Source organism: Varibaculum sp. C0165D1, assembly GCF_056590355.1.
Genome location: NZ_JBWPVY010000002.1, coordinates 178,994 through 204,330, shown reverse-complemented (window position 1 = coordinate 204,330; position 25,337 = coordinate 178,994). Strand labels below are relative to the sequence as shown.

18 protein-coding genes are annotated in these 25,337 nt (G+C 53.9%); 11 read left to right on the top strand and 7 right to left on the bottom strand.

The window, feature by feature from the left end; translation table 11 throughout:
• Positions 1-16 precede the first annotated feature (16 nt).
• Both AC1EKS_RS03505 and eno read left to right on the top strand, forming a co-directional pair.
• Positions 17-721, top strand: a complete 705-nt coding sequence (locus AC1EKS_RS03505; protein ID WP_481008861.1) for a hypothetical protein — start codon at positions 17-19, stop codon at positions 719-721.
• Positions 722-829: 108 nt separating this feature from the next.
• On the top strand, positions 830-2,110 hold the full coding sequence (gene eno / locus AC1EKS_RS03500) for a phosphopyruvate hydratase (RefSeq protein ID WP_481008860.1): 1,281 nt from the start codon (positions 830-832) through the stop codon (positions 2,108-2,110).
• 85 nt (positions 2,111-2,195) lie between these two features.
• Here eno and AC1EKS_RS03495 read toward each other — a convergent pair whose 3' ends face one another.
• On the bottom strand, positions 2,196-2,906 hold the full coding sequence (locus AC1EKS_RS03495; protein WP_481008859.1) for a helix-turn-helix transcriptional regulator: 711 nt from the start codon (positions 2,904-2,906) through the stop codon (positions 2,196-2,198).
• Positions 2,907-3,202: 296 nt separating this feature from the next.
• On the opposite strand from AC1EKS_RS03495, the gene AC1EKS_RS03490 reads away from it, so the two are divergent.
• The 4 genes from AC1EKS_RS03490 (at position 3,203) to AC1EKS_RS03475 (ending at position 9,163) form a co-directional block, all read left to right on the top strand.
• Positions 3,203-6,865, top strand: coding sequence for an nSTAND1 domain-containing NTPase (locus tag AC1EKS_RS03490; protein WP_481008858.1), 3,663 nt, complete (start codon positions 3,203-3,205; stop codon positions 6,863-6,865).
• A gap of 87 nt (positions 6,866-6,952) precedes the next feature.
• Positions 6,953-7,561 carry an FtsB family cell division protein gene (locus AC1EKS_RS03485; RefSeq protein ID WP_481008857.1) on the top strand — a complete coding sequence of 203 codons (609 nt, stop codon included), beginning with the start codon at positions 6,953-6,955 and terminating at the stop codon, positions 7,559-7,561.
• The gene (locus AC1EKS_RS03480; RefSeq protein WP_481008856.1) at positions 7,558-8,085 is read left to right on the top strand and encodes a DUF501 domain-containing protein; all 528 of its coding nucleotides are present in this window, start codon (positions 7,558-7,560) and stop codon (positions 8,083-8,085) included. The genes AC1EKS_RS03485 and AC1EKS_RS03480 overlap by 4 nt, the downstream gene beginning before the upstream one ends.
• A 79-nt stretch (positions 8,086-8,164) precedes the next feature.
• Complete coding sequence (locus AC1EKS_RS03475; protein ID WP_481008855.1) at positions 8,165-9,163, top strand: Ppx/GppA phosphatase family protein; 999 nt, start codon at positions 8,165-8,167, stop codon at positions 9,161-9,163.
• A gap of 44 nt (positions 9,164-9,207) precedes the next feature.
• Here the strand turns inward: AC1EKS_RS03475 and AC1EKS_RS03470 are convergent, their stop codons facing one another.
• Positions 9,208-10,950: a dolichyl-phosphate-mannose--protein mannosyltransferase gene (locus AC1EKS_RS03470; RefSeq protein ID WP_481008854.1), complete on the bottom strand. Its 1,743-nt coding sequence runs from the start codon at positions 10,948-10,950 to the stop codon at positions 9,208-9,210.
• 31 nt (positions 10,951-10,981) lie between these two features.
• Here AC1EKS_RS03470 and rsmI point away from each other — a divergent pair, with 31 nt between their 5' ends.
• The 4 genes from rsmI to AC1EKS_RS03450 are packed head-to-tail and all read left to right on the top strand — an operon-like array spanning position 10,982 to position 17,921.
• Positions 10,982-11,836, top strand: a complete 855-nt coding sequence (rsmI, locus tag AC1EKS_RS03465) for a 16S rRNA (cytidine(1402)-2'-O)-methyltransferase (protein WP_481010203.1) — start codon at positions 10,982-10,984, stop codon at positions 11,834-11,836.
• Positions 11,837-11,888: 52 nt separating this feature from the next.
• On the top strand, positions 11,889-13,691 hold the full coding sequence (gene metG / locus AC1EKS_RS03460; protein ID WP_481008852.1) for a methionine--tRNA ligase: 1,803 nt from the start codon (positions 11,889-11,891) through the stop codon (positions 13,689-13,691).
• A gap of 26 nt (positions 13,692-13,717) precedes the next feature.
• Positions 13,718-15,265 carry a sialidase family protein gene (locus AC1EKS_RS03455; protein WP_481008851.1) on the top strand — a complete coding sequence of 516 codons (1,548 nt, stop codon included), beginning with the start codon at positions 13,718-13,720 and terminating at the stop codon, positions 15,263-15,265.
• A 19-nt stretch (positions 15,266-15,284) separates the two neighbouring features.
• Positions 15,285-17,921, top strand: a complete 2,637-nt coding sequence (locus AC1EKS_RS03450; protein WP_481008850.1) for an ATP-dependent helicase — start codon at positions 15,285-15,287, stop codon at positions 17,919-17,921.
• Between the two features lie 133 nt (positions 17,922-18,054).
• On the opposite strand, the gene AC1EKS_RS03445 is transcribed toward AC1EKS_RS03450, so the two are convergent.
• The 3 genes from AC1EKS_RS03445 to AC1EKS_RS03435 form a co-directional block, all read right to left on the bottom strand.
• Positions 18,055-19,053 (bottom strand): malate dehydrogenase, encoded by a 999-nt coding sequence (locus AC1EKS_RS03445; protein ID WP_481008849.1) that lies wholly within the window; start codon positions 19,051-19,053, stop codon positions 18,055-18,057.
• A gap of 252 nt (positions 19,054-19,305) precedes the next feature.
• The gene (locus tag AC1EKS_RS03440; protein WP_481008848.1) at positions 19,306-19,746 is read right to left on the bottom strand and encodes a GtrA family protein; all 441 of its coding nucleotides are present in this window, start codon (positions 19,744-19,746) and stop codon (positions 19,306-19,308) included.
• 9 nt (positions 19,747-19,755) lie between these two features.
• On the bottom strand, positions 19,756-21,255 hold the full coding sequence (locus AC1EKS_RS03435; RefSeq protein ID WP_481008847.1) for an RCC1 domain-containing protein: 1,500 nt from the start codon (positions 21,253-21,255) through the stop codon (positions 19,756-19,758).
• A gap of 167 nt (positions 21,256-21,422) precedes the next feature.
• Between AC1EKS_RS03435 and galE the strand changes: the two genes are divergently transcribed.
• Entirely contained in the window at positions 21,423-22,412 is a 990-nt protein-coding gene (galE, locus tag AC1EKS_RS03430; protein WP_481008846.1) for a UDP-glucose 4-epimerase GalE, read from the top strand.
• Between the two features lie 140 nt (positions 22,413-22,552).
• Here galE and AC1EKS_RS03425 read toward each other — a convergent pair whose 3' ends face one another.
• Together AC1EKS_RS03425 and AC1EKS_RS03420 are read right to left on the bottom strand one after the other, a co-directional pair.
• Positions 22,553-23,959 carry an LCP family protein gene (locus AC1EKS_RS03425; protein WP_481008845.1) on the bottom strand — a complete coding sequence of 469 codons (1,407 nt, stop codon included), beginning with the start codon at positions 23,957-23,959 and terminating at the stop codon, positions 22,553-22,555.
• A gap of 35 nt (positions 23,960-23,994) precedes the next feature.
• The gene (locus AC1EKS_RS03420) at positions 23,995-25,326 is read right to left on the bottom strand and encodes an LCP family protein (protein ID WP_481008844.1); all 1,332 of its coding nucleotides are present in this window, start codon (positions 25,324-25,326) and stop codon (positions 23,995-23,997) included.
• Between the last annotated feature and the right edge of the window lie 11 nt (positions 25,327-25,337).

The window sequence follows — 25,337 nt, the reverse complement described above, 5'->3', positions numbered from 1 at the left end:
TCAGAAAGACAGTCTTATGAATAACAAAGTTCTTCGCGTCATTGGTATTTGTGCCGGCACTGCCCTGCTAGGGCTGGGGCTTGGGGGATGTTCTTCCTCTGAAAAGGCGAAAGATAGTTTCCCCGTGGAACAGGTGGCTTCCGAGTTAAACGCTGTCACCCCTACTGACACGCAGCAAGCAGCCGGTATTCGGGAGATGCGTTTAGACGTGCAAAAACAGCTGGGAACCGGAGTGTATCCCCAAGCTGTTTGGGAGTCATTTGAAAGGGGAGAAATACCTACCCAATCCCTCGTCGCGTGGGCAGCTGCGATGCAGGTCGCCAAGGAAGAACTTCGGAACCAGCCCGGATACACCGATGCCGATATTAATAAGTGGCTTTCTGAACAGGTGAAACAAGGGGTTTTGCGGAACTCAGATTTTTCTACGGACACCCTAGATTTCTGGCGGCTGCAAAAATTATCTAGCGATCAGCAACAGGGCAAGGTAAACCCGGATTTAGCGAAACGAATTAAGCCGAAACTCCTGGCTGCTCAAAAAGAGGGTGCCAAACAGGCTGCGGGATTGAAAACCAATCCCCTATTAACTCAAGTGTTGTCGGCGTCAACCGGGACACCAGTGCTAGAACCTGACCTGGGTGCAGGAGTGAAACTACAGGGTTTAGCTAATGCTGAGCAGGCGCTACAAAGCCAAATGCAGCAAAATATGCAGCCCGCTAAATAAAAATTTGCTCCTTTCCGAGACAGAAAGGGACTTTTGCAACCTGCCGACTCGCTTTGCTTCCAGTAGACTGTAGTTAAGTCATCAATAAAATTTATAAGGAGCATGACCGTGTCACTAATTGTTGCTATTAATGCCCGTGAGATTCTGGATTCTCGCGGAAACCCCACAGTGGAAGTAGAAGTCCTCTTGGATTCCGGTGCCTCTAGCCGCGCCGCGGTTCCCTCCGGTGCTTCTACCGGAGCCTTTGAAGCGGTAGAGCGTCGCGATGGCGACAAGGGTCGCTACCAGGGTAAGGGCGTACAGGATGCCGTACAGGCAGTTATTGACGATATCGCCCCCGAACTGATCGGCGAGGATGCTAGCGACCAGCGCCATATTGACGACATTATGATGCGTCTAGACGGCACCCCGAATAAGAGCAAACTGGGTGCGAACGCGATTTTGGGTGTTTCCCTGGCGGTTGCCCATGCCGCAGCGGAAGATGCCGATATGTCGTTGTTCAAGTATCTAGGCGGGCCGAACGCGCATGTGCTGCCAGTTCCGATGATGAACATTTTGAACGGTGGATCTCACGCGGACTCCAATGTAGATATTCAAGAGTTCATGATCGTCCCCATCGGTGCCGAGACTTTCGCGGAAGCACTGCGCATGGGTGCCGATGTTTACCACACTTTGAAGGGCGTTATTAAAGATCGCGGCCTGTCTACCGGCCTAGGTGATGAAGGTGGTTTCGCCCCCAACCTGGATTCGAACGCCGAAGCCCTGGATCTGATTTGCGAGGCCATCAAGAAGGCCGGATACGAACCGGGCAAGGATGTAGCCCTGGCACTGGACGTGGCTTCTTCAGAGTTCTTCAAGGACGGCAAGTACACCTTTGAAGGGGAAGCTCGCGACACCGATTACATGGTGAAGTACTACGACGAACTAATCGCCAAGTACCCGATCGTTTCCATTGAGGATCCACTGTCTGAGGACGAATGGGATGCCTGGAAGGCGCTCACCGATCATATTGGTGACCGGGTGCAGATCGTAGGTGACGACCTGTTCGTAACCAACCCTGAGCGTTTGGCCCGGGGCATTAAAGAGGGGATTGCTAACTCTCTGTTGGTAAAGGTGAACCAGATTGGTAGCCTGACCGAAACTCTGCAGGCGGTAGAGGACGCGCACCGCGCCGGTTACACCACGGTGACTTCTCACCGCAGTGGCGAGACCGAAGATGTAACTATCGCTGACCTGGCGGTAGCCACCAACTCTGGTCAGATCAAGACTGGCGCTCCGGCACGCTCCGAGCGGGTCGCGAAGTACAACCAGCTGCTCCGGATCGAGGATGAGCTCGGTGACGCCGCTGTCTATGCGGGTCGCAGCGCATTTCCGCGTTTCAAAGCCTAGTAGCTGACGCAGATAATAACTTAATAAAACATAAAGGGGTGGGGGCGAAACTAAGTTTCGCCCCCACCCCTGCTATTGGTTCAAACTATTCGCCCTTGGTGCCAGCTTGGCCATCGGCTGACTCCTGGGGCTCCTCGTTTTTGGAATACTCGGGAAAGTCTTCCTTAAAACGGTGATAAAGATCCAGGCGGGAGGAAGCAGGTCTGCCTTGGGCTGCATAGGCACGCCGAATGCGCTGTACGTAAGTGTTCACCGTGTTGGTAGTGAGCCCCAGCTGGCGGGCAACCGTTTTTGCTGGTAGTCCCCGAAAACCGTAGAGTTCTAATACCCGTAGTTCATTGGGGCTAAGCAGTAAAGAGTTAGGACAGGGTGACCCGGTAGTTTCCTCGGTCTTGCGGTTGGGATAACTGTTTTCCCCTTCGGGGGGTGGGCAGAGCACAGAAAGCAAGTGTGCTAGCGGCTCACATTTGAAAATCGTTTTATTGCAGCAGGGCCGCTTGGTGACCGCGGGTACCAAGGAGACTTCTGCGGATTGTAGGTAGGGCAGAACCGCAAAACCGCGGGCACATAGTTTGTCTAGGTTATCTAGAAGTTGCGATTCATCAGCTAATTTACCGGCTAGGATGACTGCAATCGAGGAGTTTTCATCCGGTTTTTCTTCCGAGATAGTCTGTAAGAAACCATTAATAGTGTTGAAAGTTCCCAAAAAGCTCAGGGCGGTCTCTCCTAGAATCACCTCGCGAATCCCCAGGCCGATTGCGGGTTGTTCATCCAATACGGCTACCGATTTGAGCATTTTTCTCCTGTCTCAAAAATTAGACACCCTATTTCAGGGGGAGGTGATAATTGTTAGATTAGAGAAAATCAAGTCTAATTTCCGGTGGATTCAGACTTAATACTTAGACAATGTACGGGCAGGTAGAGGCATTTTCATCGGTTTATTTATGCCTAGGTTCGCACATGACCGACTCTGACCGAACCTTTTGACAATCACTCCCATCTAAGGACTTTAGGCCCATAAAATTATTCTTTCGTCTCGCCGCTGTCGATTAGAATCGAAAGAAACAGATTAATCCCATCTCAAGTGTCGTGATGCTAGAAATATATTCCGCTCAAGAATTGGCAGCTATTCTAAATCAGGCTCGTCAGACGAAAGTGTCGGCGGGTGAAAAAGGCTACTCTATTCGTGACCTCGCCAAACGTCTTGACCTCGCACCTAGCACCCTGCAGGGGTGGTTACAGGGTGCGCATCTGCCCACCCTCGCGCTACGCGAGAAATTTATGCAACTGCTCGATGAACTGGGCCTACTAACCTCCGAGGACAATGAATCTTTCTGGCAGCGCACCTTAGAAACTCTTTCGCGTTCTAAACAGGGGTGGATCGGCTGCCCTTACCAGGGATTATTGCCTTATAGTGCCCAGACCGAAAGCGTGTTTTACGGTCGCGAAAGGCTGCTGGCAGAACTAGAAAACGCCGTCATCGCTGCTCAAGGTAAGCACTCTAAACTGGTAATAGTGCTAGGCGCCTCCGGTTCGGGCAAAACCTCACTGCTCTCGGCGGGTTTAGTGGGTAAATCCTGTCAGTCATCCGGGCGGCTTAGTCAATATCGACCCCTCTCTTTGTCGGTGGGAGAGGTGATAAAGCAACTTGCCCAACTCTTAGAACCCAATGGCAGAACCCAATGGGCGAAATCTTTACTGATTGTGGATCAGTTAGAGGACTTCCTAATTGCGAACCCGGATAAAGTTACTACCGCCTTGGACGCCCTCTGCGAGCTGGCAAAAAAGCAGGTCGTGGTATTGGGGGTACGTTCGGATGCTCTGGAAGCACTATTGCATGATTCTCGCTTTTCCCGCGCCCTATCAAATCCGCTGATCGTGACGGCGCCCAGTGCCGTCGAATATGGAGAAATTATTTCCCGTCCCGCCCTTGATGCGGGGCGAAAGATCACCCCGGAGCTCAAAGAACTACTGCTTTCTCAGATTGAGGAATCTACTGCCGAGGACGCCAGCGTACTTCCCCAATTATCTAACCTGCTGTTGATGGTTTGGAAGTCCACGAATAACTCCCTATTGACCGTTAGTGACTACCTGAAAGTCGGCGGATTGGCGGGTAGCTTGGAAAAACTAGCCGACCAGTTTTACCAAAAGCTCGCGGCTTCCGAGCGGGGAAAACTGCGTTCTTTGCTGCTTTCTATGGTGGCAGTGGGCGAGCATCAAGTGACGCGGCGCGTAATAGCGCTTAGCGATATTCCCGAAGAATATTTGGAAATACTGGAAAGTCTCAGCCGGGAACGCTTGGTCGTAATCGATGGGAATCACACGCAGATCAGCCATGATGCCTTGCTTTCTAGTTGGGGAACTCTGAGACGGTGGATTGAAGAATCCCGGATCGAACTCGGGCTGGTGCGACAGATTCAAATCGCCGCCCAGCTGTGGGCAGAATCCGAAAAATCCGCGGAGGCTTTACGTCCCTCCCTCTATTTAGCTTGGCAAAATCGGGAAATAACTGGTCAAGTAGCCTTTACTAAGCAGGAAGAGGAATTCTTAGCAGCCTGCAGACGGGAAGCAAATCGCCAGGAAGAAGAACAACAAAAGCGAATCGGAGATTTACGCCGTCGGAACCGGGTAGTTACCGTTATCGCGACGGTGGCCGGAGTGCTCTTGGTAGCTACGATTGCCGGATTCTTCCAGGCGTATCACTACCAAAAGCAGGCAACTGCCTCCAAGAAGGAGGCAGAATCCCGGCAAATGGCGTTGATTTCGCGAGAGGTGCGCAATTCGGATACTAACCTAGCTGCACAATTTGCGTTGGCGGGGCTGAATATCGCTAATACCCGGGAGGCGCGGTCAGCGCTGATCGAAACTACCTCGGTTCCGATTCCCGAACGCATTTTGGGTGAGGGCGGTACGGTGCGCGTAGCCGGCACTAGGGACGGCAAAATGATTGCCCGCGCTGATTCTAAAGGAGTGGTCAGCCTGTGGCGAGGTGGGAACATCAAAGAAAAACCCGAGACTTTTTCGCCTAGTTCTGGCCAGCTCTTTACCCTAGCTGTGCATAAAACCGCGGGTAGAATTCTACTGGCGGTGGGAGGGCAAAAAACTGCTTCCCTGTGGGATGTCACTGGGAAGCCCCGCCGGATAGGAGAATACGGGGCAGATAACGTGGCCTATTCGGTAGCGTTAACTGATCGGTATTTAGGATTTGGATTCCTGAATGGGAAAGCCAGCCTTTGGGAGCTGGATCAGATCGATAAACCTAACCCGGCGTCCTCGTTCCAGCTTGATACCCCCACTTCGGTGACTGCCCTAGCTATTTCCCCGGATCAAAGCCAGATAGCCTACGGGGGGCAGCCCGGCAAACTCTATCTTTCCGACCTTAACGGGAATAATAAAAAACTACTTGACCTGGGGGAAGGATCCGCTCTAGACGTAAAGTTTTCTCCCGATGGCCAAGAGCTAGGGGCGGCGCTGACCAGCAGAGAGGTTCGCCGCTGGCAAGCTCGGGGCAACAATGCTGCCTTGAGTAGCCTTGGTGGGTTCTTTTCCTTCGTGAATACCCTGGAATACGACCAGGATCAGATCATTGTGGGCTGCTCGGATACCACCACCACGATTTGGGATCGCGCAGGTCGCAAACTCACTTCCCTGCCGGGTCGGGAAATCATCACTGCCGCCACCAAAGTGGGGAACCGGATTATTACCGGAAGTGTTGACGGGCAGCTGCGACATTGGCCGCAATCTGTGCTTCCTTTAGTTAACGAGGACGGCTACCTGATTGATTCCCACACTGATCGAAAGAACTGGGTGTTTGTTTCCCGGCGCCTAAAGACTCCGGCGTTGTTTAAAACTGAAAAAGATGGTTTACGCCTGATGAAGGATCCGGTTATGCCCGCGGGATTGAAATCTGCAACGCGAACCGAAATCGCCGAAGACGGAGAATTTTTAGTTACCGGAACTCAAACCGGAGAGTTAATCACCTGGCCACTGACTAAAGAAGGAGCCGGCAATCCTATCGTTTCCAAGATTGGGGATGAGTTTCTAGGCGAAATTCGCCTCTCCAGTGACCATAAGACCGCCGCGGTATCCAAGGCCGATGAACTCGGGGTTTACCTGCTGAAATGGGATGGTCACGGCTGGAAACAGTACGGGGAACTACCGGGGCAGCATTACATAATGCGGATTTTAGGTGACAGGGGACTGATGGCGACTGCCGCTGAAGATGCTTCGGTGGCGATCTTTACCCTCGATGCCCACCCTAAACGGATAGGGACTATAAAAACTGAATCCCTAGCGTCTGCCTTCCACTATGACGCTAAACGCGGATACCTGTATGTGGGGGAGACCGGAGGCAGGATCACAGTCAATGATGTCCAAAACCCGAAGAAGCCGCGCCTAGTGACCCAGTTGCGGGGTTTGCAAGCCTCGGTCAACGAATTGGATGTTTCTTTGGATGAAGAATATCTGTTCGGGATTTCTTCGGATAAAAAACTATGGGTTTGGAATCTCAATCCGCTAAACCCCGATCCTTACCTTTCGGTGCAGATGGATCAGATCCCTTACGCTATCGCCGATACTCCCGCCGGGTATCTAATCGGGGGAGACAAAGGAGTGGCAACTTTGTATCCGCATTCTCTTGCGGAGGCACGCAAACAGGTTTGTCGGAGCGTGGGGGAACCTATCCAAAAACACGAGTGGGTTGCAGTAGCTCCCGGAGTGGATCCCGTTACCCCTTGCGGGAAAGGAAATCGCTAACCGCTCTGGATGGTAGCTGGAAGCCAATAACAGCTACTCTCCGGATGCCTGACTGCCAATCGCTGATAACAATGGAATAATGAAGCCGTGAAGTCGCCGCAACCGCCAAAAAGTGTGCAAAGAGAGAATACCCGGAAGCAGAGCTCTGCTTTTCGGTCGGTTTCTCCTTTGGTGCGCACCGCGCGGCGTAATCGGGGACGTTCCCCGGTCCTTAAAGCGGCTAACCGGCGTGTCAAGGTAGGTTCGCGCTTTTCGGTAACCGTAGGCACCATCTTGGTGGTAGCCTCCATTTTTCTACTGTTGGTGGGATCTCCGCTTTTCGATTTGGTAAGTCAGCTGGAAGAACGCAACAAAGTACACGCGCAACTAGTGACAGCTAAGCAAGAAAACCGGGATCTACACCGGGAACTAGAGTTGTGGAACAACTCGGACTATTTAACCCAGCAGGCGCGCGAGCGGCTCGGTTACGTAAAACCGGGGGAAACCCGCTATGCGGTGGTGGATCCCGGCAAGGACTATCAGGCTCGCCGGGAAGCGCGCCTAGAAAAGCTTCCGGAGCGTCCCTGGTATTTAGCGGTTACCCACTCGGTTAAAATGGCAGGCAAGCGTGGGGGAGCTACGGATGCTTCTGCGCAAACCCTCCCGGAACCGGCACCGGGAGCCACCCCGCAAAAAGAAAAGGCGAAAAAGAAGTGACTTTTGAACTTAACGAAGCCACCCCCGCCGATCTGCAAACTCTATCTTTACAGTTAGGGAGGATCCCCCGCGGGGTAGTGGGAGTAGCCGCGCGCTGTGTATGCGGCCGCCCAGCGGTGGTGGTGACCGCCCCCCGTCTAGAGGATGGCTCCCCGTTTCCCACCACTTTCTATTTGACCCTTCCCTCGCTAGTGCGCGCTCTGTCTACCGTAGAAGCCTCCGGTAAAATGGCTGATTACCAGCAGTTACTATCTGAAGATAAAACCCTAGCTGCCGGATATCAACGCGCCCACCTGGCCTATATTGCCGCTCGCGGATACGTGGGGCAACAGGTTGGAATCGGAGAGGTGCCCGAAATTGCGGGAGTGAGTGCTGGCGGAATGCCCCAGCGGGTCAAATGCCTGCACGCCCTGGTCGGACACGCCCTCGCCGCCCGTAAAGGGGTTAATCCCATCGGTGACTTAGCGCTAGCCGACCTGGCTGCCAGCGGGCTATGGGACAGCCAACACTGCCACTGCGAATAAGGCTGCGGTTAGCTGCGGCCCCTGATCTTTAGTCCTTTCTATTAGTTTCCAATACCGATTCCGTGGAAAAATAGGGGGTATGGCTTTAGTTGCAGGTATTGATTGTGGCACCAACTCGATTCGTTTAATCATTGCTGACCGGGAAGAAGTCGGCGCGCCCCTAAACGTGCGCACGCGGGAAATGCGGATTGTGCGCCTGGGGGAGGGCATCGATAAGACCGGGCAGTTTGCCCCCGCTGCCCTGGAGCGCTGCTTTGCGGCGGCCGAAGAGTATGCGCAGATAATCTCCAAATATGGGGTGGATAAAATTCGTTTCGTTGCCACCTCGGCTAGCCGGGACGCCAAAAATCGGGACGAATTTTTCAACGGTATTAAAGAACGCCTAGGGGTAACCCCGGAAGTGATCTCGGGAGAGGAAGAAGCCACCCTATCGTTTAAGGGTGCCACTTCCTCCTTTAAAGACGAGGACGAACCGGTGCTGGTAGTCGATATCGGCGGAGGCTCTACCGAGTTTGTTCTCGGGCAGCGCGGGAGGGTAATAGACACCATTTCCACCAATATGGGGTCGGTACGGATTTTTGAGCGCTACCTGGCTCCGGTGATTTCGGCGGCAAAGAAAGGGGATGGCTCCCTGGATCCGCAGCAAACACCCGGTATCGCAAAAGCCCTAATAAAGGCCTCTTTTGCGATTGATGAACTGATTGATGAGGCCGATAAGAAACTGGGCTTGGACCGGGCGCGTACCTTGATTGGGGTGGCCGGCACGGTTACTACTATCACCGCCCACGCCCTCGGTTTAGAAGAGTATCAGCCCGAAAAAATTCACGGCTCGCGGATCACGCCTGCGCAAATGCTGCGTTCGTGCAACTGGATGATGAATCAGCCGGTAGCGGTACGTGCTGCTCTCGGTTATATGCCCACCGGGCGGGCAGATGTTATCGGAGCAGGCGCGTTAGTGTGGTCGCGGATTATTGAACGCATCAACGGGGAAATCGAAGCAGACGGGTCCGGCTTGAAAGAAATTTTGACTTCCGAAACTGATATTTTAGACGGCATTGCCCTCTCTATCTTGCCCTAGCTACGTTTTCCTTCTCGCCTATCTAAAAGAAGACGACAAGCGCGCTAAATCCAGGAACTAAACCACATCCGCCAGCTCCAGTGAGAATAGGGAATCGGCATTCCGCTTACTACCGGGTAGAAGAAGATCGCGACCAATAAAATCACAATCACCAGGGAGATTCCCATTGAAACCGCGATATCAGGGGTCCGGTAAAGTGGGGGAACCAGCCGATCTCGGCAAGCTAGCAGGGGCTCGGGCAGAGGGCGCAGCAGCCCCAGTAAAAGCCCAATCAGGTAGGTAACCGCTAAGGCTAGGAACGGGGTTAGCACCACCATATAGAACATGAAAATGGTGCGGTACCAGTAAAGCATCCAGGGAGCCCACAGCCCTAGGTAGCCGACCAAGATTACTCCCGCCCGCCAATCGCGGCGCACAAAAGTACAGTAAATAATCACTGCCAGGGCGATTACCCCCACCCACCATAGCATCGGGTTACCCAGTGAAGACATGGCTTCTACCGTGAAATCTCCATTATCACCATGCGGTTTTTCGAACAACATCGAGGTAGGACGCTGATTGATCAGCCATTGCCAAGGATAAGACTGGTAAGGATGCTTACTGGTTACTCCCGTATGGAAGGTCATTACTTCACTCATATAGGTGACGTAATCAGAAATCGGGTCTAGCCAGGAAGAATGCCCGGCGGCGGCCGCGGTCTTTCCATGACCCCAAGCGCGAGAATGGCTAAACCAGTTCCACCAGTTCAGCAAATATACCCCGAAGGCTACTAACACCAGTTGCGCAAAAGCGGGCAGTCCTCCTCTTGCAATCGCTCCCAGCCAGGCGCGTTGTTTGCCCTTTACCCCGGGGTATTGCTTACTGAGGGAGCGCGGAGATATCCGCAGCGCCGAAAGACGTAGGGTCAGATCCCGCAAGAACACGAAAATCCCGCATACAGCTAGCAGGTAAAGCCCCGACCATTTCACCGCGCAGGCACACCCTAGCCAGATTCCGGCCGCCACCAGCCACCAGCGCACTCCTGCCAGGTCATTGCCTAGCTCTGCTCCTAGCAGGCAGCGAGTCAGTTTCTGCCGCACCCGCAACTGGTCGTAAACCACGCAGAGCACCCCCGCCAGGCAAAATACGGCAAGGATCCCGTCCAGGAGTCCCACGCGAGAAAGAGAAATTGCCACTCCATCGGTGGCGATAAACATCCCGGCAATCCCAGTCAGGATCCAGGAGTTGAACAATGCCCAAGCCAGACGGCAGGTCAGGTAGACCAAAATAATCCCGCAAATAGCGGTAGCTATGCGCCAACCAAAGGGGTTTGACCAGCCAAATATCTTCATGCCCAGCCCAATGATCCATTTACCCAGGGGAGGATGGACTACAAATGCCGGGTCGGCCGTTGCCCCCGCAAAATCACCCGCCGCGAACTTAGCGTCCACACCTTTAGGCCAGTTAGTTTCATAACCAAAACGCCACAGGGAATAGGCATCCTTCACATAGTAGGTTTCATCGAAAATTAGCTTGCGGGTGGAACCCAGACGTACCAGGCGGGCGATCGCTGCGATCACGCAGACGATAACGGTAACTAGCCAGGCGCGGCGGTTCTCGATTGCCTCCCTAGCCCGCTGCCCGCGCCATCCACGCAGGTAGAGTCGAGGTAGTGGGGTAATAGAAGTCCATAGAGGCGCGTGCAGACGTGGGCGACGGCGTTTAGTTTTCCGCCTGTCGCTTTTCGTCAAAATTTGTCGTGCCGCTGCCGGCGGGGGCGGAGCGGGACGTCCAGGCATTGCTTGCATGTACTCGATATTAGCCGGATAGGGCATAATTGTGAGAGTGGAACAGTTTTCCTGGGATGCAGGCACCATAGCTTTAGCAGCTACTCCGATTGGTAATCTTGCCGATGCCACCCCCCGCCTAGTTAGCGCCTTCAAACAGGCAGATTTGATTGCGGCTGAAGACACTCGTCGCACCGGGTTACTGCGCGAACGCCTCGGGGTAACTAGACGTGCCCCTCTAGTTTCTTGTCACGAACATAACGAAGCCGATAAAGCCGAGCAAATAGTTTCGCAGGCCGAGCAAGGTCAGCGGGTTCTGCTGGTATCTGACGCGGGGATGCCTACGGTCTCTGACCCGGGATATGTGATCGTGCAGGCGGCGATTAAACGGGGGATCCCGCTGACAGTCCTGCCCGGTCCCTCGGCGCCCTTGCTCGCCCTCGCCCTTTCCGGACTGCCTACGGATCGTTTTTGCTTCGAAGGGTTCCTGCCCCGCAAACAAGCGGCCCTAATGCGGCGTTTAGAGGAGCTTTCCGGCGAGGAGCGCACCATGATTTTCTTGGAATCTCCCCGCCGCCTAGCGGCCAGCTTAGGGGCACTGGCCCAGGTTTTTGGGGCTTCTCGATTCGGCGCAGTTTGCCGCGAACTCACCAAGATGCACGAGGAAGTCTGGCGCGGAACCCTGAGGGAGCTTAAAGAAAAAGCTAAAGAGGTACGCGGAGAAATCGTGCTGGTGGTGGCCGGAGCTTCTCCGCAGGCTCCCCTGGAAGAGGAGGAAGCAGTAAAGCTCGTCCTGGGCCGGGTCGCAGAAGGGGAAAGACTAAAGGACGCCGCTAAGGCGGTGGCGGCACAATGCGGACTTAGTGCTAAGACGCTTTATAACCGGGCATTAGCCGAGCGAAAATAACCAGGTCTTAAGGTATATTTTGCTCCCGGCAGCGGGGCATTAGGATAGAGGTATGACTCATGTTTTATCCGCTGTTGCTTGGCCCTACGCCAACGGTCCGCGCCATATTGGGCACGTAGCCGGTTTTGGCGTCCCCTCCGATGTTTTCAGCCGCTATATGCGGATGGCAGGCTACGAGGTGTTGATGGTTTCGGGAACCGATGAACACGGCACCCCGATTTTGGTGCAGGCCGAAGCCGAGGGGATCTCCCCCCAAGAACTCGCCGATCGTAACAACCGACTCATCGTGGAAGATCTGGTGAACCTGGGGCTGTCCTATGATCTGTTTACCCGGACCACTACCGGTAACCATATTGCAGTCACCAAAGCCATGTTTGCGCAGGTGCGCGAGAACGGATACCTGATTGAAAAGCGGACAATGGCCGCTATCAGTCCCTCTAATGGTCGGGCGCTACCTGATCGCTACATCGAAGGCACTTGCCCGCTGTGCGGTGCCAGCGGCGCACGCGGAGATCAATGTGACAACTGCGGCAAGCAGCTAGACCCCATTGACTTGATTGACCCGGTTTCGAAAATCAATGGCGAAACCCCCAAGTTTGAAGAAACCTCTCACTACTTCCTAGATTTGCCCGCTCTCGCGGACGCCCTCGGGAAATGGCTAGATGAACGCGAGGCCTCCGGGACTTGGCGACCTAACGTAATCCGTTTTTCCAAGAACATCCTGGCGGAAATCAAACCGCGTGCTATGACTCGCGATATTGACTGGGGGATTCCGGTTCCCGGTTGGGAAGATCAACCCAGCAAACGCCTCTACGTGTGGTTCGATGCAGTGGTGGGATATCTATCTGCCAGTATTGAGTGGGCGCGGCGTATCGGCCAGCCAGAACGCTGGCGGGTATGGTGGAATGATCCTCAGGCTCGTTCCTACTACTTTATGGGTAAAGACAATATCGTTTTCCACTCCCAGGTATGGCCGGCCGAGCTGCTCGGATACAACGGTGAGGGCGATAAGGGCGGTGAGCCCGGAGAAATGGGACGGCTCAACCTGCCCACCGAAGTGGTCTCTTCAGAGTTTTTGACCATGGAAGGAAAGAAGTTCTCTACCTCTAAATCTGTGGTGATTTATGTACGGGACATGCTTTCGCGTTACCAGGCTGACGCCTTACGCTATTTCATTTCCGCAGCTGGACCGGAAAATCAGGATGCTGATTTCACTTGGGCAGAGTTTGTACGCCGTACTAATGATGAACTGGTAGCCGCTTGGGGGAACCTGGTTAACCGGGTGGCCTCCATGATTCATAAGCGGGTTGGTTCCATTCCTCAGCCCGGGCAGTTACAACCTGAAGATCAGCGGTTATTAGACCAGGTAGAAGCGGGCTTTGCTGAGGTGGGGGAACTTATTGAAACTCATCGGCAAAAAGCAGCACTACAGCAGGTTATGCATCTAGTGTCACTAGCTAATCAATATGTGGCCACTACCCAGCCTTTCAAGTTGAAAACTCCGGAAACTCAGGAACGGCTCCACACTATTTTATGGGTGTTGGCGCAGGTGATCGCGGACTTGAATCTGATGTTTTCACCGTTTTTGCCGTCCTCGGCTAATGCCGTTGACCGCGTTTTCGGGGGAGCGGGGGAAATTGCCCCGATGCCTCGTATTGAAGAAGTTAAAGATTTAGACCAAACTAGAGAAGACGGTTCAGATTTCACCTACCCCATTATTACGGGCGATTACAGCGAGGTTCCGAGGTGGGGAAGGCATGAAATTCAAGTCGGAAGGTCGGTTTCTAAACCCAAACCCGTGTTTCAGAAGCTAGAACCTGAGATTATAGAAGAGGAATTAGCCAGGCTCGCTTAAGAGCTGAGGCATAAAGGAGAAGGTACGTGGCTGGGTTTTGGCAACGCTTGAAAAGACTCTTTCTGGGGTCTTCTGCCCGTGATAACGAGCGCGACTCCCACCTGCCTTTAGCCTTGGAAAGTGCTGATAAAGAAGCGGATAAAACCGAGGGTGAGCGTAAAGTTTACGAATCATCCGGGGTGGTGATTTTAGAAGATCCCACGCTAGCGGATAGCCAAGACCAGGACGCTAGTGCTGATTCTGCCGCGGCTAGCCCGGCGAAAGAAAAAACTGCGACCCCCGCAGAGGCTGCCGCAGCCGAGACCGCTGAGCAATCCGAACCTGCCGCTGCTGCGCAGACAAAAACTGCTGTTCCAGAGGTGGATGCCGCAAATTCAAAGCCTGAGCCGGAACCAGCTGCTTCCCCCGCCGCGTCCGTGGAAGCAGAGTCCCCGGAACCCCCGGTAGAACCAGTAGTGGAACCTGACCGGAAGCTTCCGGTACAGGGGGTGAAGACTGCCGATATTTGTGCATCTAATGGTGAAGAAAGCTACGGGGCACCCGCGATTGACCGCACCCCCGGGCGGAAACTGATTTTAGCTTTTGAAAAGCGCCCGGCGGGGGGACAGGCCCAGGTGTGGTATACCCGCAGCAATGATCACGGAATTAGTTGGGAAGAACCGCGCGTCCTCTTTGATCCGGAAACCTACACCGATTCTGGTCAGGCTTTCACTGATCCCCAGATAATTATTTCTCAGGTGACTGGCCGGGTGTTCATCGCAGTTACTACCCGCACTGATGACGATGACTCCAAAAACCATATTGCGGTAGCTTTAAGTGACGATGAGGGCGATACCTGGCGGTACCGCGATTTGACCAGCCTAGTTGATGGCGATCAAAGCTGGGTGTCACGGCGCACCGCCCACGGTCATGGGGTACAGCTGCGTCACGGGATTTGGACCGGCCGGCTCGCCTATGTAGCGGTAGCAACCGAAGCTGACGGGAAACGGGGCGCGGTTGCAGTTTGTTCCGATGACCAAGGAATCTCCTGGTGGGCAGGTAAATTCGCTGGTGAAAAGGTTGTGCAGGCAAGTATTACTGAGCTTGCCGACGGGAAACTAGTGATGGGCTGTGTCGAGGAAACCGATCAGGGATTAACTTTCAACGCCTATGCCTCTGCCGATGGGGGCCGCAGTTTCACGGAGCCTTTAGGGAAAAAGGCTTTCGGTAAGACGCTGCCGGCAGCGGTAGAACGAGCATTCTATTCCGCTCCCGAACACACTGAACAGTCCCGGGTAATGCTGGCGGTGGCACCCGACCAAAATGGGCAGGGAACTGTGCGTTCCATGTTTGATTTCGCTTCCGAACTATTAGGGATTATTCCCTTTACCTCCCAGCCGGTGAATGCGTTAGACGTGGTGTCTTTGGAAGATATTCGGATAGTTGCGGTAGCTTACGAAACTGATTCCGGCATTTCAGTGGCCGCATTCTGCATTGATTCCTTGGCTTTGAAATATCTCGCGGTCGGTTGGAATGCAACCGAAGAAGAACAACGGCAAGTATTGCGGCGAGCCGGCCTACTTTCCAGAAAATAATTCCTAATAACCAGGTTTAATGATCGATTTTAACGCTCTTTTTTCTGCCGATACTCCCGCGCCTGAAAGTATCCTCCCCGGGGGAGTTTTCTCTTTCCCAGATGATGCTGAGGCCTCGGCACCCTCGACTCCGGAGGATATTGTTTCGGGTCTGAATGATCCCCAGCGACAAGCGGTAGAACATCAGGGTACCCCGTTGTTGGTGATGGCAGGAGCCGGTTCCGGTAAAACCCGGGTTTTGACTCGCCGCATTGCCTACCTTTTGGCTACCGGCCGTGCGTATCCCTCGCAAATTTTGGCGATTACTTTTACCAATAAAGCGGCTGCAGAAATGCGGGAGCGGGTTAGTTCACTGATAGGTGCGCAAGCCAGTCAAATGTGGGTATCTACGTTCCACTCCGCCTGCGTGAGAATATTGCGCCGCTACGCTCAGGCCGCTAACCTTAAGTCCTCTTTCACGATTTACGACCAGGCCGATGCAACTCGCCTAGTTTCTATGATTCTAAAAGAGTCACAGCTAGACCCTAAGCGGTTTCCAGCTAAGAAAATTCAAGGGCGAATTTCGGATTTGAAGAACTCTTTGATTGATCCGGATACCTATCTCGCTAGTGCCGGCCCCGGGCCAGATGCGGAGGTAGTGGCCAAGGTATACCCGATATACCAGCGTCGCCTGAGCGCCGCTAACGCTCTAGATTTCGATGATCTGATTATGCGCACGGTGCAGTTGTTTCAAAGTAATCCCCTGGTGCAATCCAGTTTCTGTCACCGCTTTCGCCACGTCCTGGTTGATGAATACCAGGACACTAACCACGCGCAGTATGTGCTGGTAAAACTGTTATCTGGGGTAGCAGGCGCGGCAATTAATCATCCAGAACAGGTACAGGGTGAACCGGTTAACCCGGCGGAACTTACAGTAGTTGGGGACTCTGACCAATCTATCTACGCTTTCCGGGGCGCTACCGTGCGCAATATTGAGGAATTCGAGAAAGATTTCCCGGGAGCGCGCACTATCTACCTGGAACAGAACTACCGGTCCAGCGGAAATATTTTGGCGGCAGCCAATGCGGTCATTTCGCATAACCAGAGCCGACACAAGAAAAAGCTGTGGACAGATTCTGGCGAGGGCGAAAAAGTAGGGGTACGGATATCTTCCGGGGACCGCGATGAAGCGCTAGCCGTGGTGGAAGAGATAAATAAGCTGGTAAGTGGGGGTTACACTTACGGTGATATCGCCGTTTTTTACCGAATAAATGCCCACTCCCGCCTCCTGGAAGAAACTTTGACCCATGCGGGGATTCCCTACCGGATTATCGGTGGTACCAAGTTCTATGAACGCAAAGAAATCAAAGACGCGATCGCCTATCTGCAACTGGTAGTAAACCCCGATGACACCGTGTCTTTTACCCGGGTGATCAACACTCCCAAGCGTTCCCTGGGGAACAAGGCGCAGGAGGCTCTGCAGGCGGCTGCCAATACTTATGAGGTGTCCCTCGGGCGCGCGGCAGCTCTAGTGTGGATGCAAGAGCTGGGGGAGCAGCGCCCGGGTGCCGCAGCTGATTCCAACCTTTCCGGTGTCAGTGAAGCGACGCCCGCAAATGCCGAGGTGAGCGGGCTGGCTCCGCGGGCACGCACCAATATTGCCCAGTTCTGGGATTGTTTAGTTGCCGCCCGCGAGGCCTATGTGCAAGGCGCACCATTAAAGGATATTTTGCAGACAGTCCTGACCGAATCGGGATATTTGAAATCTTTGGAGGGCTCTAAAGATCCCCAAGATGGGGTGCGCTTGGATAACCTTTCCGAGTTTTATAACGTGGCTTCCCAGTTTAGCGAAGAGGAACCCGAAGGTACTCTGGTGGATTTCTTAGAGCGGGTCGCCCTAGTGGCAGATGCGGATCAACTCCCGGGTGACCAGCGCGGGCAGGTTACTTTAATGACTGTGCATATGGCGAAGGGCCTAGAATTCCCGGTAGTCTTTGTTACCGGCCTGGAAGAAGGAACCTTCCCCCATTCGCGTGCCTTGGGTGAGGCTGGAGAAATGGCGGAGGAGCGGCGCCTGGCCTATGTGGCGATTACCCGCGCGAAGAAAAAAGTATATTTGACTGCGGCTCATAATCGGCAGATGTGGGGGGAAACTCGCTGGCAGCCACTTTCTCCCTTCCTGTTAGAAGTGCCGACCGACTTGATGGATCAACCAGAGCAGTTAAGTAAAAGTAATGGACAGTTTGATTTTTCTGATCAAGATTCCCTATGGGCTGCCGGGCGCAGCTGGGGTAATAGCTCTCGCGCGGGCGCAGCGGGCTCCAGATTTGGCAGCCGCGCAAGCAGCTATCGCAAACAGCAGGTATCTAGGCGCTACCGTGAGGACGAGGCCGGGGGTCCGGCCTTTGGTTCCGGTCGCACGGACCAGGTGGAGCGGCGGGAAACCGGGAAGGTGAAACGTCTTGGCACGCAGCTGGGTGCGCGCACGGATGCTAATGCTTCTATCGGTAAAGCCACCGAGGTAGGCACTGGCGATCGGGTACGTCACGACAAGTTCGGGGAAGGCACGGTGATCGCGATTGAAGGTCGCGGGCGTTCGAAGAGCGCGAAAGTGGAGTTCGCCGGGGGAGTCACCAAACGCTTACTGCTGCGCCTAGCGCCCATGGAAAAAATCTAGGGCGCTGCGCTGGGCGGTTATTGATTTTCTCAATCAGTTGTCTTGAAAATAATTTTGGGGGGTTGGGCTATTTGCCCAACCCCCCAATCTTTATGCTTTTACCCAACCCCTAGGGGCGGAGAAGCGAAACAGCTTAGAGAATTCCCAGTTCCTTCACGGTGGCGATTTCCTCTTCAGCTGCCTTTGCATTTGCTACGATGTGCTGCTTGGTCTTTTCAGGTAGTTCTAGCCCTTCTACTACCTGGTACTGTCCATCTTTGCAGATGACTGGCATACCGTAGACGAGGCCTTCCGGAACCCCGTATTCCCCGTGGGAGGGACCGGCGAAAGTAGACCAGTCGCCCTCGGGAGTGCCCAGTGCCCAAGTGTGCATATGGTCGATAGCCGCCGAAGCCGCCGAAGCCGCCGAAGAAGCGCCCCGCGCTTCGATAATGGCCGCGCCCCGCTTGGCTACGGTGGGTACGAAGTAGTCGTCGAGCCAAGCCGCATCAACCAGTTCCGGAGCCGGCTTGCCGTCAACGGTGGCGAAAGTGATATCGGGATACTGGTCGGCGGAGTGGTTACCCCACACGATCATCTTCTTGATGTCTTTGACCGCAGCTCCCGTCTTTTCTGCCAACTGGGAGATAGCGCGGTTGTGATCCAGACGCATCATCGCGGTAAAGCGTTCTGCCGGAACATCTGGAGCCGACTTGGCAGCGATATAGGCGTTGGTGTTAGCGGGGTTGCCCACTACCAGTACCCGAATATCATCGGCCGCGTGATCGTTAATAGCCTTGCCTTGGGGGCCGAAAATCCCACCATTGGCGGCTAGCAGATCTGCTCGTTCCATACCTTTACTGCGGGGACGAGCTCCCACCAACAAGCCGTAGGAGCAGCCCTCGAAAGCCTGGTTGGGGTCATCATAAATATCCACGCCCGCTAGCAGCGGGAAAGCGGAGTCGTTTAGCTCCATTGCGGTACCTTCCGCCGCCTTAACTGCTTGCGGAATTTCCAGCAGGTTTAACTTCACCGGCTGATCGGGTCCCAGCATCGCACCCGAGGCAATCCGGAACAGTAGGGCGTAGCCGATATTACCGGCGGCACCAGTAACGGTTACGGTAACGGGTTTCTTGCAGCAGCATTCTGCCATGTGATTCTCCTTCAGTGAGAAATATTCTTACCGACCGCGCGCGGCCGGCCAAGCCAAGTAGACTTATGCTTTAACCCTAACTCTTTGAGGTGCCATCTGCTAGTGCTAATTTTCAGCGATAGCAATAAAACTCCAGATAAAATAGGGCATCTCGACGTCGAGAAATAATTTGTTACCCCCTTGGTGCAAGCAGATCAATCTCTTCCCGCCAATTTTTCCCAAGGTTGTCCGTTGGGCAGCTACTTGCAGGACCTACTGTTTAGTGCCAGTGAAAATAGTGTGTTCGTAGAGGAGAAAACGCAAAATAGTTCCCAATACCAGTCCGATCACATTGGCGGAGATATTGTCAGCCAGGAGCGAGGTGAATCCCAACAGGTAGTGGCTAATCCCTAAGCAAATAACTGCAGGCAGCATCCCCAGTACGTTAACCACCGCGAAACCCATAAATTCTTGCAAGCGGTTATCGGTGCGTTGGTTGCGGAAGGTCCAATACCGATTTACTACCCAAGAAAATACAGTCGCTACCGCTGCGGCTAAAATCTTGGAGGTCAGGGGATGGGAAGAAAGCCAACCGAGCATTAGCAGATTAAAAACTGACACATCTACCAGGTAGTTCATCCCGCCTACCAGACAGAACTTAATGATTCGGGTGAGGCGTCCGGGGGCCCGCAGATAGGAGTAGAGTTTTCCCACGGTTCTTAGTTAGAGACGAGAATATACCGGAGTTATTTGGGCCGTTCGCGCGTTTGAAAGCCGATCGCTGCGCCGTCCATCAGCCAGTTGACCTTGTGCCCAGTTGCCCAGGCAGTACATATTGTTCTGTTTATCAAGCATGCAGGTAAAGGTGTTGCCCATAACTAGGGTGGAACGGGTATTGGCAGCCAGCCGGGCATCTAAACCACTGAGGGTGGGAGCTGCCCCAATATTTTGGGTGTTATTGGCGGCCACTCGTTTAGTCAAAGCAATCCCCGGACCCAATTGCCCGAAGTCATTGCGCCCCCAACAGTAGGTGCTACCTGCGGGAGTAATCGCGCAGCCCCCGTAGTAGCCGAGATAAACCTGGCTTACCTGAGGTAGGGAACTGATCAGTTCCGGCTGCAGCATTTGGCCCTTGGTGGACATGTTTCCGGGCTTACCTGCCTGACCGTCAGTATTGATTCCCCAACAATAAAGCCGCTGATCTTCAGCAATTGCGCAGCTGCGATCCCCGGCGGCACGCAAAGAAATAAACTTCATATTTGAAACTGGTGCCGGTCGCAGTTGATAGCTTAGCGCCAGCCGGTTATTCCAATCGTCCCAGCCTGCTTTTACGCCCCAACAATACACCATGCCGTCTTGTTTCAAGGCACAGGTATGGTCATTACCGGTGGCGACCTCTTTAACATCTGTCATTACCGCTACCGGTTTTAGTTGATTCCCGATGTTAGTGCTGTTACCAACTTGGGCCATTTCATTGGCTCCCCAGCAGGTAAGCACTCCAGAGTTAGAAAGGGCGCAAGCATGGCGCCCTCCAGTAGCAATTTGGGCGGTATCTGCTGGCAGGGCGGCTACCCTTAGAGGATTGAAAGATCCCGACAGCTGAGTTCGAGATTTAACCTGTCCCAGTTGCCCGAAGGCGTTATCCCCCCAGCAATAAACAAACTTGTCAGTGCCCAAGCCGCAAGTGTAATCGCGGCCGGTTGAGATTTGTGTGAATTTCACCGGCTGGTTAGCTACCGTCTGCGGTAATATTGCTGGTTGTCGGGTGATGGGTACCCCAAGTTGCCCAGAGTCGTTGATTCCCCAGCAGCGGGCGGTTCCATCAGTGCGCAGCCCGCAGGCAAAGGAGCCGGAGGCAGAGGCACGTCGTAAATCCTCAGCGACTCCCACCGGCTGTACCGTGTCGGAGGGGGAGGTGCTCTGGTTAAAAGTTGGAACCGGAGAAGGACCCGGTTGCACCGGACGCAAAGAAAGGATGATCCGCGGACCGTTAAAGGTAGGAGTAGGAGAAGGACCTGGCATTACCGGATCATAATCTGAAGTAGGAGTACTGGTAGTGGGCTGGGGATTTACCGGTGTTAGCGTGATTTGGTAGGTGGGCTTTACGGCTCCTGCAATGGAGGTGGTGGGAGCAATAACCAGTGCGCCCAGGGCAAGGAATATTGCTACTACGGCCAGCGCTACCTGTAAACCTATGCGACGTATAGACGTGGCATCGCGCACCCCGGTCACCTCCCGTCCAACTCGGGAACACCTAAATACTCCTTAGCCCATTCTAACCTATTTTTAACAAACTTTGAAGTCGGAAAGTCCCCTAAAACCTGTCTAAAATGTGCAACTACAGATTGGTTAACGATAACCAGGTAGACCTTCTGGGGTACGCTGTTCGTATGAGTGTTTTAGTTGTAGGAGGCGCCGGTTATATCGGTGCTCACGTAGTAAGACTACTCGCCCAACGCGGTGAAAAAGTAGTGGTCATAGATGATCTATCCTATGGAACTGCGGATCGGATCGGCGACGCAAAACTGGTACAACTAGATGTGGCTGCCTCCGGGGCGCGCAAGAAAATTTTTCAAACTCTCATCGACGAGGACGTAACGGCAGTTATTCACTTCGCGGCGCGCAAGCAGGTGGGTGAATCGGTGGAAAAGCCGATGTGGTACTACCAGCAGAACGTAGGAGGATTAGCCAATGTCATGTCTGCCATGCGCGATGCCGGTACCCGGCAAATGATTTTCTCCTCCTCGGCCGCAGTATACGGTCAGCCGGATGTGCCGGTAGTCCCCGAAGAACTTGCCGGTAAACCCATTAACCCCTACGGGGAAACCAAGTTGATTGGCGAATGGATGATGGCAGATTGTGAACGCGCCTGGGGCCTGCGCTGGATCGGACTGCGATACTTCAACGTAGCGGGATCCGGTTGGGACGAACTGGGCGATCCCGCTCGCCTCAACCTGATTCCGATGGTGCTGGAGCGCCTATCCAAAGGGAAAAACCCCAAGATTTTCGGTACCGATTACGACACTGCGGACGGCACCTGTATTCGTGATTATATTCATGTGCGCGACCTCGCCGATGCCCACTTGCATGCCTTAGATTATGTTGCCTCTGGCCAGGAGATGGAGCATCATGTTTTCAACGTGGGTACTGGGCAAGGAACTTCAGTTCGCGAAATAATCGATGGTATTCGGGAAGTAACCGGGATTGATTTCAAGGTGGACGAAGATCCGCGTCGCCCCGGTGATCCGGCGCAGCTGATCGGGGACACCACCAGGATTCGGGTTGATTTGGATTGGAAAGCCGAAAACGGAATCAAAGAAATCCTGGAGTCAGCTTGGAGTGCCTGGCAGGCCGGACCAGATAAGATCGCGGGCGTTTAAGCGAACGGCAACTTTTAGAGCGTCGCTACGCGCACAAATTTAGGGGCGGGGCAAGGAACCTCGCTGCCTGTCCCCCATCACGCTTTTCGTCTTCCTACTACCTAGGTCGATATTTCCTTCTCGCTCGTCCCGACAGGAAACTACTGGAACTGGTGATACTGGCTAGGTTGCAAGGTGCCTTTTTGGAACGCGGCCCAGAAACTGGGAGTCTTTTGCTCATCGAGCAACACCATTGCCCCATGTCCTCCGCGGTAATAGGCCATTTTCGCGATGGGAGGCACCCCGGATAGGTTATTGCTGGCGGCACTGCGATAGGCGAATACCATTTTTCCTAGCGCCCAGGCTCCCGAATCGGAATCACAGGTAAGGTTGGCTGCTCCCGAGTTTGCCAGATCGCGCTGCTTAAACGGATTGAGAAAAGTCGAGGGGGTCGCCAGAGTTTGTGACAGCTTAGAAACTACTTGACGTTGCCGCTCTGCCCGTCCAATATCTCCGCGCGGATCTTGATGTCGCATCCGCGCAAATGCCAAGGCGGTCGCGCCATCGGCTTGATGGCAGCCACTCTTCCATTTCAAAGCAGAATCGGCATCGTCAACATCGTAGTCCAGGCAGAGTTCCACTCCTCCTGCGGCATCGACTAGTTGGGTTACGGCTCCCATGGTTACCTCGACATAGTGGTCTACTTTGACTCCACTTACTCCTTCTACGGTTCTTACCAGCAGCTTAGGTCCGCCAAGAGCGTAGGCGGCGTTGAGTTTATTGAGGCCGTGTCCCGGAATATTGACTGCGGTATCTCTAGGAAGGGATACCAACTCTGCCACCCCGTTAACCTTGCGCAGCAACATGATGCTATCGGCGCGGGCTCCCTGCACCCAAGGCTGTTGGATTCCTCCATCGTTGCCGTCGGAACGCTGGTCAGAGCCGGCGATCAGCCAAGTTTCGCCCTCGCCTGCAGGGAGAGCTGAGAGAGCATCGACTCGGTTCAGCTGGGAATCTACTAAATACCACAGATATAGCGGCCAAGCGATAACAAAAATTAGGAACAGAGTGAGGGCGGGTTTAAGAAGTCGGCGTCCCCGGAAGCGGGGCCGATGTATTCGGGCAGGACGGGCAGGCGGGATTGGCTCCAGCTGGGGCTCATCCGGCCGGCTTTGGCGCGTTTCAGAGTCCACCGAGAGACGATCTGCTGGGAGACGATCTGCTAGCATCACCCGGGTGCGGGTAGGCGCCACGCGCCCCGCAAAACGCGACTCACTGCGCGGCTGGATCGGAATTTCTTGTGCCGCGGAACCGGAAGAAGCCCCGCTAGTGTCTTGATCTTTGAGGCGTCGGGAGATAGCCGGACGTGAGGGGCGAGCCCCAGAAGAGGAATGAGCACCCTGGGAACGTTGTGCTATTCCCTTAGGTTCTATATCGGTGTGATTGACAGTAGCGGGGGAGCGATGCCGCTTTAGCGCCGGAGCATAGGAAGGCGGAACTGTCTGACTAGGCCGAGGGCGCCGCCTTTTGGGGGGCGGGAAGGACTCCGGTGGGTTTTGCTCACTCAAGTTACTGCTTCCTAACTGTTAACCGGATTGGCGCTTTAGTTTCTCGCTTCGCATTTACGTTGCAGTTCAGCTAGTTCCTCGGCGCTGAGCTCGGAGTTAAGCGATCCGCTTTGTCTCAGGTCTGCTGCTGGTCTCAGGTCTTGGGACACAGACTCAGAAGTAGAAGAAGTCGCAGTTGGGGTAGAGGACCCAGAGGCACTTGTCGCGGGAGAGGGCGACGAGGAAGGATTGGGGTCTTCGGGAATGGTATAAACCTTGCTGTTCCCATCTCGAACTTCAGCCCCGGGAGGTAAGGGAGTGTCATTAATGAAGGCATCCCAAATCGGTTCGGCTTTATCTTCGGAAAGTAATAGCCGATTATGGTCAAAAGGTGCCTCATAGACAGGTAGGGTGACGAACCGCAGCTTATCCGGCTTAATCGATTGTAAGGACCAGCCCAACCCGCTCAACTTGGAAACTGATGACAACCCCTCGGAGATGGTCAAAGCGCCTAAACCATTACCTACGAAACCATAGAGCTGATTTAGGGAAGTAAGAATATTTTTTTGCAAGGCAGCGCGCGTCATAATTCCCATTACTGCCTGTTGGCGCTGAATACGTTGGATATCAGAACCGTCAGATCCTTTAACGCCGTGGCGCACCCGAGCGTAGGCTAAGGCCTCTTTCCCATTGAAATGTTTACACCCGGGCTCTAGGACTAATCCGGAGTTGGCTTTGTCATCTATTTTGGTGGGGACGTAAATGTTAATTCCCCCTAGGGCGTCGATCATCGATGAAAAACCATTGAAATCCACCACGATGGATTCATCAATGCGCATCCCTGAAAGTTTTTCCACCGTTCTCCAGGTACATACCACCGCCGAGGAGCGGTCGTTACTACCTGCAGAACCAATAGAATACGCCCAGTTAAATTGAGCTCTTTGGGGTTTCGATTTGCTGCCATCTCGATGTTGGCAGGCGGGAATATCCACTATCAGATCTCGGGGAATAGAAACCACATTTACCTGGGACCGATCCTTAGAAATATGCATAACCATGGTGGTGTCGGAACGTTCAGTGGGGTCCTCATTATTGGTTAAAGTTTGGTTGCCTTTGCCCGAACGCGAATCAGACCCAATTATCAAAATATTAATGGGTCGCCCATCGTAGGAATCTGGAGGGGTACGACCCAGTAAAGAGGCGGTTCCCAGATTGTTTAACCTGCCTGAGAGGTCTATGTAAATCAAAAGACCCGCAGTTAACGAGAACGATAGTAAAAAAACCAGTGCGCTGGTCAAAGCGCGACGAATCTTAGGAGGGTATGGCGGATTAGCGGCATGGCGAATACGCCCAATATAGTTTTTCGCGCTCTTCTTGTGTGAACTCACGTGTCCTACTT